General features: G+C 70.4%; 16 protein-coding genes. 8 read left to right on the top strand and 8 right to left on the bottom strand.

Annotation, left to right across the window (positions count from 1 at the left end):
- Positions 1-311: 311 nt before the first annotated feature.
- From ACFKCF_RS00925 to ACFKCF_RS00900, 6 genes are all read right to left on the bottom strand, one after another.
- On the bottom strand, positions 312-2,120 hold the full coding sequence (locus tag ACFKCF_RS00925) for a S9 family peptidase (RefSeq protein ID WP_394489567.1): 1,809 nt from the start codon (positions 2,118-2,120) through the stop codon (positions 312-314).
- A gap of 50 nt (positions 2,121-2,170) precedes the next feature.
- Positions 2,171-3,016, bottom strand: a complete 846-nt coding sequence (locus ACFKCF_RS00920) for a glutamate ABC transporter substrate-binding protein (RefSeq protein ID WP_394489565.1) — start codon at positions 3,014-3,016, stop codon at positions 2,171-2,173.
- Positions 3,017-3,135: 119 nt separating this feature from the next.
- The gene (locus ACFKCF_RS00915; RefSeq protein ID WP_394489563.1) at positions 3,136-4,053 is read right to left on the bottom strand and encodes an amino acid ABC transporter permease; all 918 of its coding nucleotides are present in this window, start codon (positions 4,051-4,053) and stop codon (positions 3,136-3,138) included.
- Complete coding sequence (locus ACFKCF_RS00910) at positions 4,050-4,718, bottom strand: amino acid ABC transporter permease (protein ID WP_394489561.1); 669 nt, start codon at positions 4,716-4,718, stop codon at positions 4,050-4,052. The genes ACFKCF_RS00915 and ACFKCF_RS00910 overlap by 4 nt, the downstream gene beginning before the upstream one ends.
- 58 nt (positions 4,719-4,776) lie before the next feature.
- Positions 4,777-5,622, bottom strand: a complete 846-nt coding sequence (locus tag ACFKCF_RS00905) for a glutamate ABC transporter substrate-binding protein (protein ID WP_394489559.1) — start codon at positions 5,620-5,622, stop codon at positions 4,777-4,779.
- A 33-nt stretch (positions 5,623-5,655) separates the two neighbouring features.
- The gene (locus tag ACFKCF_RS00900; RefSeq protein WP_394490018.1) at positions 5,656-6,411 is read right to left on the bottom strand and encodes an amino acid ABC transporter ATP-binding protein; all 756 of its coding nucleotides are present in this window, start codon (positions 6,409-6,411) and stop codon (positions 5,656-5,658) included.
- A gap of 137 nt (positions 6,412-6,548) precedes the next feature.
- Here ACFKCF_RS00900 and miaB point away from each other — a divergent pair, with 137 nt between their 5' ends.
- Entirely contained in the window at positions 6,549-8,045 is a 1,497-nt protein-coding gene (gene miaB, locus ACFKCF_RS00895; RefSeq protein ID WP_394489557.1) for a tRNA (N6-isopentenyl adenosine(37)-C2)-methylthiotransferase MiaB, read from the top strand.
- Positions 8,046-8,106: 61 nt separating this feature from the next.
- On the opposite strand, the gene ACFKCF_RS00890 is transcribed toward miaB, so the two are convergent.
- A complete protein-coding gene (locus ACFKCF_RS00890) occupies positions 8,107-8,241 on the bottom strand; it encodes a hypothetical protein (protein WP_394489555.1) in 135 nt (44 codons plus the stop codon).
- A gap of 652 nt (positions 8,242-8,893) precedes the next feature.
- Here ACFKCF_RS00890 and ACFKCF_RS00885 point away from each other — a divergent pair.
- The 3 genes from ACFKCF_RS00885 to ACFKCF_RS00875 all read left to right on the top strand — a co-directional run bounded on the left by ACFKCF_RS00885 (position 8,894) and on the right by ACFKCF_RS00875 (position 10,938).
- On the top strand, positions 8,894-9,445 hold the full coding sequence (locus ACFKCF_RS00885) for a hypothetical protein (protein ID WP_394489553.1): 552 nt from the start codon (positions 8,894-8,896) through the stop codon (positions 9,443-9,445).
- An 82-nt stretch (positions 9,446-9,527) separates the two neighbouring features.
- Entirely contained in the window at positions 9,528-10,262 is a 735-nt protein-coding gene (locus tag ACFKCF_RS00880) for an isocitrate lyase/phosphoenolpyruvate mutase family protein (RefSeq protein ID WP_394489551.1), read from the top strand.
- Positions 10,263-10,287: 25 nt separating this feature from the next.
- Positions 10,288-10,938 carry a hypothetical protein gene (locus tag ACFKCF_RS00875; RefSeq protein WP_394489549.1) on the top strand — a complete coding sequence of 217 codons (651 nt, stop codon included), beginning with the start codon at positions 10,288-10,290 and terminating at the stop codon, positions 10,936-10,938.
- Here the strand turns inward: ACFKCF_RS00875 and ACFKCF_RS00870 are convergent.
- Positions 10,914-11,828, bottom strand: coding sequence for a ribonuclease Z (locus ACFKCF_RS00870; RefSeq protein ID WP_394489547.1), 915 nt, complete (start codon positions 11,826-11,828; stop codon positions 10,914-10,916). The genes ACFKCF_RS00875 and ACFKCF_RS00870 overlap by 25 nt on opposite strands.
- Here ACFKCF_RS00870 and ACFKCF_RS00865 point away from each other — a divergent pair.
- From ACFKCF_RS00865 to ACFKCF_RS00850, 4 genes are read left to right on the top strand one after another with little or no spacing between them, the layout of a single operon-like run.
- The gene (locus ACFKCF_RS00865; protein WP_394489545.1) at positions 11,827-12,339 is read left to right on the top strand and encodes a methylated-DNA--[protein]-cysteine S-methyltransferase; all 513 of its coding nucleotides are present in this window, start codon (positions 11,827-11,829) and stop codon (positions 12,337-12,339) included. The two genes, ACFKCF_RS00870 and ACFKCF_RS00865, sit on opposite strands and share 2 nt — an antisense overlap.
- A 13-nt stretch (positions 12,340-12,352) precedes the next feature.
- Positions 12,353-13,258: a tRNA (adenosine(37)-N6)-dimethylallyltransferase MiaA gene (miaA, locus tag ACFKCF_RS00860; protein WP_394489543.1), complete on the top strand. Its 906-nt coding sequence runs from the start codon at positions 12,353-12,355 to the stop codon at positions 13,256-13,258.
- A gap of 9 nt (positions 13,259-13,267) precedes the next feature.
- Positions 13,268-14,080 (top strand): diaminopimelate epimerase, encoded by an 813-nt coding sequence (dapF, locus tag ACFKCF_RS00855; protein WP_394489541.1) that lies wholly within the window; start codon positions 13,268-13,270, stop codon positions 14,078-14,080.
- Positions 14,081-14,129: 49 nt separating this feature from the next.
- Positions 14,130-14,885 (top strand): hypothetical protein, encoded by a 756-nt coding sequence (locus tag ACFKCF_RS00850; RefSeq protein ID WP_394489539.1) that lies wholly within the window; start codon positions 14,130-14,132, stop codon positions 14,883-14,885.
- Positions 14,886-14,894 lie beyond the last annotated feature (9 nt).

Here is a 14,894-nt window from a genome sequence, read left to right as displayed (position 1 = left end):
GGGCGGCGGAGGTGGGCGGGGCCGAATTCCTGGCTCCGGTGTCTGTCTGGCAGGCGGTGGCGAACAAAGTTGCGAAGACCGCCACGGCAATGCTGAAATGGCGCATGCTGGCCATCTGGCCTCCCTCGTGCCGAGATGCGGGGCGTGCATGGCTGGCCGTGTGGGGCGTGCGCCGTGGCCGCGGAGCACGTCCCACTTTGCATGGTCACGCGCGAGGGAGCGCGGGAGAAAAGCCGGTTATGCAACCGATGATGATTAGCAGCTCGCAAGTAATATCGATTTGGTACGAATTCTGTTAGAAAATTACGACATTAGCTGAAGAGCTGCTGGTAGAAGGCCAATTCGGCGGCCAGCGCGGTCACCCGCGTCTCCATGCGGCGGAAACCGTGCGACTCGCCCTCGAACGCCAGATACGTGCACGGCACGCCCCGCTCCGACAGCGCGTCCGCGAACGCCGTCGACTGCTCGGGCGGCACCACGGGATCGTCGAGCCCCTGCAGGAGCAGCATGGGGCAGCTCACGCCGTTCACGAGGGCGAGCGGCTCCCGGGAGGCGTACACCTGCGGGTCCTCCGGCCCCACCAGCCACTCCACGTAGCGCGACTCGAAGTCGTGGGTGTGCGCCGCGAGGGGCGCGAGCGCGCTGACGCCGAAGTACGACACTCCGCCGGCGAACACGTCGGACCGGCAGCAGGCCGCCATCACGGTCCACCCGCCCGCGCTGCCGCCGCGTACCGCGATCCTGCGGGGGTCGGCCAGCCCCTCCGCGGCCAGCCATCGGGCGGCGGCGATCGTGTCGGCCACGTCCACCAGCCCCCACTGCCCCTTCAGGCGCTCGCGGTAGGCCCTGCCGTAGCCGGTGGAGCCGCCGTAGTTGACGTCGAGCACCCCGATGCCGCGCGAGGTCAGGAACGCCTTCTCCAGGTCGAGCGCGGTGTCGGCGTGCGCGGTCGGCCCCCCGTGCACGAAGATCACGTAGGGTGGCGTGCCCTCGGTCGCCGGGCCGTACGGGGGGTAGAGGAAGGCGGGCACCGGAGACTCGACCGCGCGGGGTACGGGCAGGAGGGCCTGGTCGGGTAGCCGTGACAGGTCGCTCTTGAGCGCGCCGGCCGTGCCGGAGGCGATGTCCACGCTGACGACCGACCGGGGGACCGTGGGGGCGTACCCGATGCCGACCACGGACGTGCCCTCGGCGGCCAGCGCCGCGTCCCACCCGTCGTAGGGCAGCTCGAGGTCGGCGAGCGTGCCCGAGCCGGGGTCCAGCACGCCCAGCCGCAGGTCGCCGCGGCCGTGCAGGACTGCGAGGCGGCCGTCGCCGAGCACGGTGTACGGGTGGCCGCCCAGCCGCCACGGCGGCAGCGTGAACTCCTCCTCGGCGACGTGGATCGCCCGGAGACCGTCGCCGCGCAGGCCGACCTCGTAGAGGTTCCACCAGCCGGAGCAGTCGGAGACCAGGTAGAGGCTGGAGTCGTCCTTCCAGGCCGGGGCCAGCACGGACTCGGCCGGCCCGCCCTTCACCGTCCAGGCGCCGCCGCCCGACAGGCGGCAGACGCGCAGCTCGGTGCCGTCCCAGGGCATGCGCGGGTGGTTCCAGCAGACGTAGGCCAGGTGCCGGCCGTCGGGGGAGAGGGCGGGAGAGGCGTAGAAGTCGCAGCCGGTGGCCCACTCGCGGATCTCGCCGCCGTCCAGCGAGATCGACACGATCGCCCGGGTGACCTTGCCTTCCTCGGCGTGGCGCTCGCGGACGCACCAGACCTGGCCGTCGCGCACCAGTGGATCCGCGTAACGGCATCCCTCGTCCGTGATGGGTTTCGGTTCGCCGGAATCGCCCAGAATGTACAGACGCTGATCTTTGAGGTTGGCGAAGACCACTTCGCCCCCGGGCGTGACGGCGTACGGTCTGCCGCCGTACTCGTGGACCCTGGTGCGCGCGCTCCACGGGGCCCGCAGCAGGTCACGCTGGGTGCCGTCGGCGTCGCGGCACACGATCGTGGTGCGCCCGCCCTCGTCCGGACGGTCCTCGGTCCACCAGATCCGGCCGTCCTGGGCCGTGGGCCAGCCGGGGCGCACGCCGGAGGCGGCCACGTCTCTGGTCGAGATGGGGGAGGGCCAGAAAGGCATACCCGCATCCTGCCGGAAGATCGGCAACGGCGTGGGGCGGTCCCCACAGTTCAGGGGCACCCTACGGGCGTCGGCAGGGACGACGGCAGCTTGACCCCCGTCCTGCCGAACCACTTGCGCAGCAGCCGCGTGGCAGTGCCGTCGTGCCACATCGCGGCGATCGCCTGGTTGACGGCCTCGCAGGTGGCGGTGTCGCCCTTCTTGATGCCGACTCCCCACTCCTCGCTGCTGACGGGGTCGTGCAGCAGCCTGAAGCGGTCCGGCTCCTGCGCGGCGAACCCCGCCAGGATCAGGTTCAGGGTGCTGATCGCGTCGAGCTGGCCGTCGGCGAGCTTGCGCACGCAGTCGGAGTAGTTGGCCGCGGGCACCAGCAGCATGGGGAGGTTCAGCTTGCCGTCGGGCGGAGGGTCGACGATCCGCCGGTAGGAGTTCGAGCCCTCCGCCAGGCAGAGGCGCTTGCCCCGCAGGTCGGTCACCTTCTTGATGCTGGTGTCGCTCGTGCGGACCATCGTGTCCTGCGGGGTGACGATGTAGGGCCCGCCGAACGTCACCTTGGGCCGGCGCGAAGCGGTGATGCTGTAAGTGGCGACGATGAGGTCAACGCTGCCGTTCTGGAGCAGCGCCTCACGGGCGGACGAGGGTGACTCCCGCCAGGTGATCTCCACGTGCTGGCCGCGGGCGAGATAGTCGACGATGTACGTGGCCACGTCGACGTCGAAGCCCTCGGGTGGGCCGTCCCCGGTCTTCAGACCCAGGTTCGGCTGGTCCCACTTGGTGCCGACGACGACCTGGCCGGCGTTCCTGATCTTGCCCACGACGGTGGTGTAGGAGCCCGCACCGCCGCACGCGGCGACCAACGCCATCACGGTCGCCCCCGCGAGCGCCACCCCACGCATGGAGACAGTCTGGGGGCTGGACAAACCCTGCGGACGGGTCTTGGGGCGGTTTCAACGGAGAAATGGGGTCTTCTTGGGGATTTGCGAACGTACGGGCGCCATTGCGCCCGTACGTTCGGTCACTCCACGGAACGGTCGGGGCCCAGCCCGGCGTCCTCGGTGCCCTCACCCGCACCCACGCTGACCTCGGCCGAGCCGGGCGCCGTGACGGGGACGGCGGCCGTCTTACGGCTGCGCCTGCTGCGCCGCTCCAGCCACGTGGCCAGGTAGCTCACCGCCATGTTGAGCGCCACGTAGATGATCCCGATGACGATCGCCGCCGGGATGAGCGAGCCGAAGAACCGGGCCGGCAGGATCTTGAAGCCCGTGTTGAGCAGGTCGACGTAGGCGATGATGTAGCCGAGCGCGGTGTCCTTCAGCAGCACCACGAGCTGGCTGACGATCGCCGGCATCATCGCTGTGACGGCCTGCGGCAGCAGCACCAGGCGCATGACCTGGTTCTTGCGCATGCCCACCGCGAACGCCGCCTCCGACTGGCCGCGCGGCACCGCGTGCACGCCCGCCCTGACCACCTCGGCCAGCACCGAGCCGTTGTAGAGCATCAGGCCGACCACGACCGCGATGAACGTGTAGTCGCCACCGCCCGCTATCGCCGGCGCGAGGTAGAAGATGAAGAAGATCAGCAGCAGCAGCGGGATGGCCCTGAAGACCTCGACCACCACGCCCGCCGGGACGCGGATCCAGGCATGGTCGGAGAGCCTGGCCAGGCCGAAGACCGCGCCGAACAGCAGCGCGAGCACCGCGGCCACCGCGGCGGCCTGCAGCGTGCCGAGCAGGCCGGGGAAGATGAAGACTTCCCACGTCTCCCACTGCAGGAACGGCTGCCAGATCTTGCCTTCCCACTGGCCCTTGGCGTCGAAGCCGCGGTAGACGCCGTACAGGACGGCGGCCACGGCCACGACGCTGATCACCGTGAGGAGGCCGTTGCGTACCCGGGCGCGCGGCCCGGGGGCGTCGAACAGGACTGCGGTGCTCATCGCGCCACCGCCAGACGCCTGGCCAGCCGGCCGGTGAGGAAGCCGATGGGCAGCGTCACGGCCATGAAGGCGGCCGCGACGCCGATGAAGATCGGGATCGACGCGCCGACCTGGTCGAAGGCCTCCTTCATCTTGCTCGCGGACTCGAAGGCGGCCCCACCGGCGACCGCGACGGTCGTGTTCTTGACCATGGCGATCATCACGCTGCCGAGCGGGGCGATGACCGCGCGGAACGCCTGCGGGAGAATGATCATCCGCAGCGACTGCATGAACGTCAGCCCGATCGCCCTGGCCGCCTCGGCCTGACCGAGCGGCACCGTGTTGATGCCCGCACGCAGCGCCTCGCAGACGAAGGCCGCCGTGTAGGCCGACAGGCCCATCGAGACGATCCAGAACGAGTTGATGGTGGGCACGTCGGAGAAGACGAGCCCGAGCTGGTCGCTGAGGCCGAGCGCGGAGAAGGCCAGGACCAGTGTGAGGGGGGTGTTGCGCACTATGTTGACGTAGATCGTGCCGGCCGCGCGCAGCACCGGCGTGGGGGAAACTCTCATCGCCACCAGAACGGTGCCGAGAATGAGCGAGGCGATCGCGGCCACGACGGAGAGCTTGATGTTCTCCAGGAACCCCAGTGCGAGGTCGGGCGCGTACCTAATCAGATCTTCCATCGTGCTCCACCGCATAGGGGAGCGGCGGCCGGTTCACCGGCCGCCGCCTCTGGCGTGATCAGCTGCAGCCCTCGGCGGGCGGTGCCGCCTCCGACAACTTCAGGCCCTGGATGCCGCCGAACCACTTCTCCAGCAGCTGCTTCATGGTGCCGTTGTCCCACAGCTTCTTCACCGCGGTGTTGACGGCCTCACACGTCTTGGTGTCGCCCTTCTTCAGGCCGACGCCGTACTTCTCGTCCGTGAAGCCCTGGCCGAGCACCTTGAAGTTGCCGCCGGCCTGCTTGGCGAAGCCCGCCAGGATCAGGTCGTCGGTGGTGACGGCGTCGAGGTTGCTGCCGGTCAGCTTCTGCACGCACTCGGAGTAGTTGGCCGCGTCGACGGTGGTGGCGTCGATGTCGAGCTTGCCGTCCGGCGGCGGGTCGGTGATCCGCTTGTAGGAGTTGGAGCCGGACGCCTTGCAGATCTTCTTGCCCTTGAGGTCCTGCGGGGCGTTGATCGCGGTGTCGTCCTTGCGGACCATCACGTCCTGGTGGGCGACGACGTAGGGGCCGCCGAAGGTGACCTTGCCCTTGCGCTCCTCGGTGATGGAGTAGGTGGCGAAGATGATGTCGACCGTGCCGTTCTGGAGGAACGGCTCGCGGTTGGACGAGGCCGACTCCTTCCATTCGATCTGCGGGTCCTTGCCGCCGTTCATCTCCTTCAGCACGGCCTTGGCCACGTCGACGTCGAAGCCCTCGGGCCCGTTGGCCGCCTTCAGGCCCAGGCTCGGCTGGTCCCACTTGGTGCCGACGACGATCGTGCCGCCGTCTTTGACCTTGTCCACCACGTTCGCATAGGTCTTGCCCCCACCGCCGCAGGCGGCCAGACCGGCGGCGAGTGCCGCTATCGAGAGCACTGCTCCCATTCGACGCATGTGCATGTATACCTGCCTCAATGATCAGTGCGTGAGGATCTTGGAAAGAAAGTCACGCGCCCGGTCCGTCTGCGCGTTGGTGAAGAACTCGTCGGGGGTGTTCTCCTCCACGATCTGGCCGTCGGCCATGAAAACCACCCTATTGGCGGCTCTCCGGGCGAAGCCCATCTCGTGGGTGACGACCATCATGGTCATCCCGTCGCGAGCCAGCCCGATCATGACATCGAGCACCTCCTGCACCATCTCGGGGTCCAGAGCGGAGGTCGGCTCGTCGAACAGGATCATCTTCGGCTCCATGGCCAGCGCCCTGGCGATGGCCACACGCTGCTGCTGGCCGCCGGAGAGCTGGGCCGGATACTTGTCCGCCTGCGCCGCGATGCCCACGCGCTCCAGCAACTCCATCGCCCGCTTGTTGGCCGCGTCCTTGGAGACGCCGCGCACCTTGAGGGGGCCGAGCGTGACGTTGTCCCGGATGGTCTTGTGCGCGAACAGGTTGAACGACTGGAAGACCATGCCGACTTCGGAACGCAGCTTCGCCAGCGCCTTGCCCTCCTGGGGGAGCACCTGGCCGTCAAAGACGATCTGCCCCTCGCTGATCGTCTCCAGACGATTGATCGTGCGGCAGAGCGTGGACTTGCCCCCGCCCGAGGGACCGATAACGACCAGAACCTCGCCGCGGGAGACGGTCAGGTTTATGTCCTTCAGGACGTGCAGCGCCCCAAAGTGTTTGTTGACGTTCTCCAACCGTACGAGTGGAGCGTCGTTACCGTTCTCCGTCATGGCACAAACCGTAGAGTGCTCCAGAGCGCTGGTCACTAACCAAGCGGTACCGATCCGATCACATCATGCCACCAAGCTGGCCTTTTAGCCCAGTCGGGACTGTCCGGAGCCTGACAGCGACTACCCTTGAACGTGCCATGACTGTGACCCAGGAGGGCGCCCGCACCTACCAAGTGCGCACATACGGGTGCCAGATGAACGTGCACGACTCCGAGCGGCTGTCCGGTCTGCTGGAGGACGCCGGCTACGTGCCCGCCCCCGAGGGCGAAACCGCCGACGTGGTCGTCTTCAACACGTGTGCCGTGCGGGAAAACGCCGACAACCGCCTCTACGGCAACCTCGGCCATCTCCGGCCCGCCAAGGTGAGCAACCCGCGCATGCAGATCGCGGTGGGCGGCTGCCTGGCGCAGAAGGACCAGGGCGAGATCGTCCGCAGGGCGCCGTGGGTCGACGTGGTCTTCGGCACCCACAACATCGGCTCGCTGCCGGTGCTGCTGGAGCGGGCCCGCATCGAGGGCGAGGCGCAGGTCGAGCTGAAGGAGTCGCTGGAGGTCTTCCCCTCCACGCTGCCCACCAAGCGCGAGTCCGCCTACGCCGCGTGGGTGTCCATCTCGGTCGGCTGCAACAACACGTGCACCTTCTGCATCGTGCCGTCGCTGCGCGGCAAGGAGAAGGACCGCCGCCCCGGCGACATCCTCGCCGAGGTCCAGACGCTGGTCGACCAGGGTGTCCTCGAGGTCACGCTGCTGGGCCAGAACGTCAACACCTACGGCGTCGAGTTCGGCGATCGCCTGGCGTTCGGCAAGCTCCTGCGCTCGTGCGGCACGATCGACGGCCTGGAGCGCGTGCGCTTCACCTCTCCCCACCCGGCGGCCTTCACCGACGACGTGATCGCCGCCATGGCCGAGACGCCCAATGTCATGCACCAGCTCCACATGCCCCTGCAGTCGGGCTCCTCGCAGGTCCTGCGCGCGATGCGCCGCTCCTACCGGGCCGAGCGCTACCTCGGCATCATCGAGCGGGTGCGCGCGGCCATGCCCGACGCGGCCATCTCGACCGACATCATCGTCGGCTTCCCGGGGGAGACGGAAGAGGACTTCCAGGCCACGCTCGACGTGGTCCGCCAGAGCCGCTTCGCCAACGCCTTCACCTTCCAGTACTCCATCCGCCCCGGCACCCCGGCGGCCACCATGCCCGACCAGGTGCCCAAGGAGGTCGTGCAGGAGCGCTACGAGCGGCTCGTGGCCCTGCAGGAGGAGATCTCCTGGGAGGAGAACAAGAAGCAGGTGGGGCGCACGCTGGAGGTGCTGGTCGCCGAGGGCGAGGGCCGCAAGGACGACGCCACCCGCCGCCTGTCGGGCCGCGCGGCCGACAACCGCCTGGTCCACTTCGCGGTCGGCGCCGAGACGCCGCGGCCCGGTGACATGGTCACGGTCGAGGTCACGTACGCGGCCCCGCACCACCTGGTGGCCGACGGTCCGGTGGCGCCGGTCCGGCGCACGAGGGCCGGCGACGCCTGGGAGTCCCGCCAGGGCGGCGCGAAGCCGGCGCCGGGGGTGCTGCTGGGCATGCCCACCATCGGCCGCCCGGCCCCGGCCCCCGCGGCCCCTTCCGGAGCCTGCTCGGCCCACTGAACGCCGCCCTCTCAGCGTCGGCCTGCTCGGCCCACTGAACGCGCCGCCCTCCCGGCGCCGGTCAGTGGGTGAGGCGGTTGAGGTAGGCGTAGCAGGGCTGGCGGCGGAAGTCGTGGAACGTGGCGCAGGGATCGGCGCCTCCCGAGATCACCGGGGGCGGGTCCGCGCGCCGGTCCGGCTGCGGGGCGGAGCGCACCTGGGGCGGCGTCTGAGGAGTCGGTGAGCTCGCCGGTGGAGGTACGGCCGCCTCGTTCCGCGGCGGCGCCGAGCGCCGTGGGGCTGACCTCGCGGGCCGTGACGGCACGGAGGTGGGAGGCCGCGTCGTGGGGGCGAGCCGGTCCGGGACGGGCGCCGGGGGGAGCGGCGGGTCGCCGTGGACCGAGGCCGGCGGGCCCGGGTCGAGGGACGGTACGGCATACAGCGACGCCAGGGGATCGGGGGTCGTCGACGCCCCGGGTGAGGGGACGGCCTGGATCCAGGAGAGCGGCTCCAGGGCGGCTTCCTGGAACGATCCAGTTGACTGAGACGGCGTCGGCGTCGCGTAAGAGGAATGCGATCTTGGGGTAAGCGGGCTTTTCTGATCGAATTCCGGTGGGCTTTGCGCCGGCCGTTCGGTGGAGTTGGTAAATGCCAGGAATATGCCCGCGATCGCGGTCGCGAGCACCCCGGCGACTCCGGCGACCGGTGCGAGGTGGGCACGGCGACCTGGGTAAACGGATCCACGGGGGGACATGTCGTGATTCCTTTGTGATTGGTGTGCGAGCATTCATCCGTTGCGGCTAGTGTGGTCCATCACCCGCGGAAGCCGGTTAGCTTTCGCCGATACGACCGCAGGGAGCTGCACCACCATGCGAGATCCGATCGAGCCGGATCGTCACGAGATCCTGTCCGGGCCCGGGGACACCCGCCTGGCGGACAAACCCCCGAAGAACACGAAGAAGACCATCGCCATCGCCGCTTCGGCACTCGTCGCCGTGCTCGCGGCGGGCGGCGTCGGCTACATGCTGGCCGCCAACCCCGCCGGGACCGCCCAGCCGGGCGGCGCCCGGCCCGCGCCCGCCCAGAGCACCGCCGGCACCGAGGACCTCGGAGGCGACGAAGACCTCGGGGGCGACGACGACGCCACCATGGGCGACGTCACCACCGACGCCCCCGAGGCAGACCCGGCGGCCGACGCCCCCGACGACGGCAGCATGGGCGACGCCGCCCCCGACCTGGGCGCGGGCGACGAGCCCACCGGCAGCAAGGGCAGCGACTCCGCCAAGGGCGGCAAGCGGCCGGCCACGACGTCCCCGTCCAAGCCGGCCACCACCGGCCCGGCGCAGCCGGCGGACGGCGACAACCCCGCCGACGGCCCGGCGGGCGAGCTCAGCGGCCAGTGCTCCAAGAGCGGCTGCTGAGCCGGCCTCGGCCAAGTGGCTCGGCGGTTATCGGTGGCATTGGACCTACGGCATTAGCCGCCCCGGTCCATAGGGTCGGGCCATGACGACTGACAGAGCCTCCGCCCTGCGCGCGCTGCACGTGCCGGGAGACCCCGTGATCCTGCCGAACGCCTGGGACGCGGCCTCCGCCCTGGCCGTGCGGGAGGCCGGGTTCCCCGCCGTGGCCACCAGCAGCGCCGCCGTCGCGCGGGCCCTGGGGTACGAGGACGGCGAGCGGACGCCGGTCGGCGAGATGATGGCGGCCGTCGCCCGCATCGCCAGGGTCGTGGACGCGCCCGTCACCGCCGACATCGAGCGCGGCTACGGGCTCAAGCCCGCCGAGCTGGTCGAACGCCTGCTCGCCACCGGAGCCGTGGGCTGCAACCTGGAGGACTCCAGGGCCGGCGAGCTGGTCGACCCCGGCGAGCAGGCGGACTTCCTGGCCGAGGTCCGGGCCGCGGCGGGCCGGGCGCTGGTGATCAACGCGAGGGTCGACACCTACCTGCTCGGCCCGAAGACGCGCGAGGCCGCGCTGGAGCGCGGGCGGCGGTATCTGGCGGCGGGGGCCGACTGCGTCTACCCGATCGGGCTGGCCGACGAGGACGAGATCCGGGCGCTGGTGAGCGAGCTGGGCGCCCCGGTGAACGTCTACGTCGGGCCCGGCGCTCCGGAGCCGGCGCGGCTGGCCGAGCTCGGCGTGGGCCGGATCAGCTTCGGCAGCGGGCTGCACCAGGCCGTCCACGCCTACGCCCAGGGCCTGTTCGCGAAGGTCAGGGCAGGTCGCAGTCCGTACTGAGCCGGCCGCCGCGTACGCTTGCCCCGTGCTTGTCGCCGCGGCCGTCTGCCCGCCCACCCCGCTGATCACCCTCCGGCTCGACGACCTGCGCTCGGCCTGTCACGCGGCGATCGCCGCGCTGCGCGACGTTCGTCCCGACGCGCTGATCGTGGTGGGCGGCGCGGACAGCGCGGCCGCGTACGGAGGCCAGGCGGCGGGCACCCTGCGCCCATGGGGGATGGACGTCACGACAGGCCGCGCGGACCCCGTGCTCCCGCTGTCCCTGACCGTGGGCCGCTGGCTGCTGGGCGACCGTGCGCCGGACGGCTTCCAGTCCGTCGCGCTCGACGCATCGAGCGAGGAATGCCTCCTATTGGGCGAAAAACTAGGAAAAATCGCGCAAAAGGTGGCGCTGCTGGTCATGGCTGACGGCTCCGCCTGCCTCAGCCCGAGGGCCCCCGGCAAGTACGACGAGGACGCGGGACCGTACAACCGCCTGATCGCCAACGCCGTCGCCCAGGCCGACCCCGCCGCCCTGGCCGCCCTCGATCCCGCGCACGCGGACCGGCTGTGGGTCGGCGGGCGGGCCGCCCTCCAGGTGCTGGCCGGCGCGGCCGGCGCGCAGGCGTACGAGGGCCGCCTGCTCGTGGAGACGGCCCCCTACGGCGTGGGCTACTTCGCCGGCCTGTGGACCTGACGCCGCGGCACCGGGATCCTCATCAGGTCGCGGGCGAGCACGACCTCCCCGTCGAAGTGCCGCCGCACCTCCGCCACGAACGCCGGCTCGTCGGCGAACCCGTACCGCTCGGAGAAGTGCGTCAGCACCAGCCTGCGCACCCCCGCGTCCGCCGCCACCAGCCCCGCCTCGAACGCCGTCAGGTGCCCGTACTCCTTGGCCAGCGCGCTCTCCGACGACAGGAACGTGCACTCGATCACCAGCAGGTCCACCCCCGAGGCCAGCTCGAACACGGTGTCGCAGAGCCGCGTGTCCATGACGAACGCCGCGCTCTGCCCCGGCCTGGGCACGCTGCACCGGTCGAGCGTGACCCCGCGCACGGAGCCGGTGCGCTGGAGCTCGCCGACCTCCGGGCCGCGGATGCCGTACGCGGCCAGCCGGTCGGGCAGCATCGTGCGGCCGGCCGGCTCCTGGACGCGGTAGCCGTACGACTCGACGGGGTGAGACAGGCGGCGCGCGGTCAGCGCGCCGACGGTGGCCAGGTCGCCGGAGAGCGGGTGCTCGGAGATCACCGAGGTGTCGGCGAAGGCGGCGGCATGGCGGAGCCTGCGCCAGTATTCGGTGCCGGAGCCGGGGAAGACCGCGCGCACCGGGTGCCTGACCCTGTCACGCGCGATGCGCTGCACGACCCCGGGCACGCCCAGACAGTGGTCGCCGTGGAAGTGCGTGACGCAGATCCAGTGCACGTCGTTGGCGCTCACCCCGGCGTGCAGCATCTGCCGCTGAGTGCCCTCGCCGGGGTCGAAAAGGAAGCCTTGCCCGTCCCAGCGCAGAAGGTACCCGTTGTGGTTACGGTGTCGGGTAGGAACCGCGCTGGAAGTGCCCAGCACTACCAACTCACGTGAGGACATGATGACCACAGTCGCCTTCGCCGAGGTGCCGACGCCGGTAGGGCCGTTCGTCCTGGCCGTCACGGAGGTCGGGATCGTCGCGTCGGGCTGGAGGTCCCGTCCGCGGCTGGACGAACGGCTCGCCCTGGCTGAAGTCCATGATTCGGATCGTACGGCCTTCGCGGTCGCCGAGCTGAACGCTTATTTCGCCGGCGAACTGAAGGCCTTCGAGACGCCGGTGGACTGGCGGCTGATGTCCGGCTCGCGGCTGCGGGTGCTCCAGACGCTGCACAAGGTCCCGTACGGCACCGCCGTCACGTACGGCGAACTGGCCACGCGCAGCGGCTCCAGCGTGCCCGCCCGCGGCATCGGCTCGATCATGGGCTCCAACCCCATCCCCATCATCGTGCCCTGCCACCGCGTGATCGCGGGCAACGGCCTGGGCGGGTTCAGCGGCGGCGAGGGCGTGGAGACCAAGCGCTGGCTGCTCACCAACGAGGGCTACCTGCAGCCGACACTCCTCGACCTCTAGCAGACTTGTTCTCGTGCGCCAGCAGCCAGTCATCGCCGTCGTGGGCCCCACGGCGGCCGGGAAGTCCGACCTCGCCGTGGACATCGCGCTCCGCCTCGGGGGCGAGTGCGTCAACGCCGACTCCATGCAGCTCTACCGCGGCATGGACATCGGCACGGCCAAGCTCACCCCCGACGAGCAGCGCGGGGTCCTGCACCACCTGCTGGACGTCTGGGACGTCACGGTCACGGCCAGCGTGGCCGAATACCAGAAGCTGGCCAGGCAGGTCATCGACTCCGTCGAGGTGCCCGTGCTGGTCGGCGGCAGCGGCCTGTACGTGCGGGCGGCCATCGACGAGCTGGAGTTCCCCGGCACCGACCCGGAGATCAGGGCCAGGCTGGAGGGCGAGCTCGTAGAGCGCGGCCCTGCCCCGCTCTACGAGCGCCTGCGCGACCTCGACCCGGTGGCCGCGGCGGCGATCCTGCCGAGCAACGGCCGCCGCATCGTCCGCGCGCTGGAGGTGATCGAGCACTCCGGGCGCCCGTTCTCGGCCACCATGCCCGGCTACGACGCCGTCTACCCGAGCGTGCAGATCGGCCTCGACGTGCCCAGGCCGGAGCTGGACGAGCGGATCGCGCTCAGAGTCGAGCGCATGTGGCAGGCGGGCCTGGTCGAGGAGGTGCGGGCCCTGCTCGGGCAGGGTCTGGCCGAGGGCCGCACGGCGAGCCGCGCCCTCGGATACGCCCAGGTCATCCGCTTCCTCGAGGGCGAGTGGAGCGAGGAGCAGGCGATCGAGGAGACCGTCAGGACCACCAGGCGTTTCGCCCGCCGCCAGGAGTCGTGGTTCCGCCGCGATCCCAGGGTGCGCTGGCTGCCGTACGACGCGCCGGATCTTCTCGATCGGTCCCTGGCGCTAATCTCCGCAAACCCGTTCGCATAAGCTTGTAAAATGCGGTTTCTTAAGGGGCACGGCACCGAGAACGATTTCGTCATCCTTCCCGACCCTGGCGGAGAGGCAGGCGTGACCGCCTCGCTCGTCGCCAAGATCTGCGACAGGAGAGCCGGCATAGGGGCGGACGGCGTGCTGGTGGTGACGCGCACCAAGGAGAGCCCTGAGGTGGCCGAGCACGCCGCCGTGGCCGAGTGGTTCATGGACTACCGCAACGCCGACGGCAGCGTGGCGGAGATGTGCGGCAACGGCGTGCGCGTGTTCGCCCGCTACCTGCTCGACGAGGGGCTGGAGAAGCCCGGCGAGTTCATGCTGGCCACCAGGGGTGGCGTACGCAGGGTCCACGTCGAGCCCAACGGCGACATCACCGTCGACATGGGCAAGCCCGTCATCCGTGGCGAGAGCGTGGCGACCGTCGGCGGCCAGGAATACCCGGGGCTCCACGTCGACATGGGCAACCCCCACCTGGCCTGCGCCATCGGCGACCCCGTCGCCCAGCTCGACCTCCACTACCAGCCGGGCTTCGACCCTGGCGTCTTCCCCGGCGGGGTCAACATCGAGCTGTTCAACCCCGTCGGCACCAGCCGCGCGGTCATGCGCGTCCACGAGCGCGGCTGCGGGGAGACCCGCTCCTGCGGCACCGGCACGGTGGCCACGGCCGCCGCCGCCGCGGCCCTGTCCGGCGAGACCACCGGCACCTGGACGATCGAGGTGCTCGGCGGCACGCTGACCGTCGTCCTGGACGAGGAGACGAGCTACCTTTCCGGCCCCGCGGTCATCGTGGCCCGCGGCGAACTGATGCTTGCAGAATAATGTTCTTCTGAGGGATGCTGGGTTCACTTCGCGAACTGAGAGGTGGACCATGGCTGACCCACGCACCACCGCGACGCAGGTCAAGGCGGCGATCGGCCAGTACGGCGGCGGGTTCATGATCTCCCGAGAGGCCAAGGCCGTCTGCGAGGAGTACGGCCTCGGCGCCCGCGAGCTCTACTTCCGGGGGCGCTGCGGCGTGCTCGGCGAATGCGAGGCCGACGTCGTCAATTCGGTCGTCGTCTTCTTCCCGCCCGAGCACGTCGAGCAGAGCTGGAACGGCGGCCGCAAGCTCCCCGTCGAGCAGGCCGTCGAGCTGTACGCCGAGGTCTGCAGGGCCTGGGGGCGGCGCAAGCTGGGCGGCTACGACGGCTGCGCGAGGCTCGCCGAGCTGCTCCAGCGGGTCGCCGAGAGCGCCCCGTGCGCGGGCGTCCCGCTGTTCGCGGGCTGGCGGGCTGTACCGCTGCCCGACGACCCGCCCGCGCGGGCGGTACAGCTCATGCACGTCGTACGCGAGCTGCGCGGTGGTCTGCACGCCAACGCCGTGATCGCGGCCGGCCTGCACCCGCTGGAGGCCACGCTCGCGAGCGGCCACGACGCGACACCGTTCGGGACCACCACGGGAGAGATGATCGCCAGGTTCTTCCAGTGGCCCGAGCCGTACGCCACGCCGGGCCCGGAGCTCGTGGCGCGCCGCGCGGCGGTGGAGGAGACGACGGACGACCTGATGGCACCGGCATTTTCGGTCCTTGACAGCAGCGAAACGGACGAGCTGATCGGCCTTCTGCGTTTTGGGGACGCTCGTTGACCTGGCAGA

This window comes from Nonomuraea sp. JJY05, from assembly GCF_043496855.1.
Classification (GTDB): Bacteria; Actinomycetota; Actinomycetes; order Streptosporangiales; family Streptosporangiaceae; genus Nonomuraea.
Note: the sequence above shows the minus strand (reverse complement) of the source record. Positions and strands in the feature narration are given on the sequence as shown.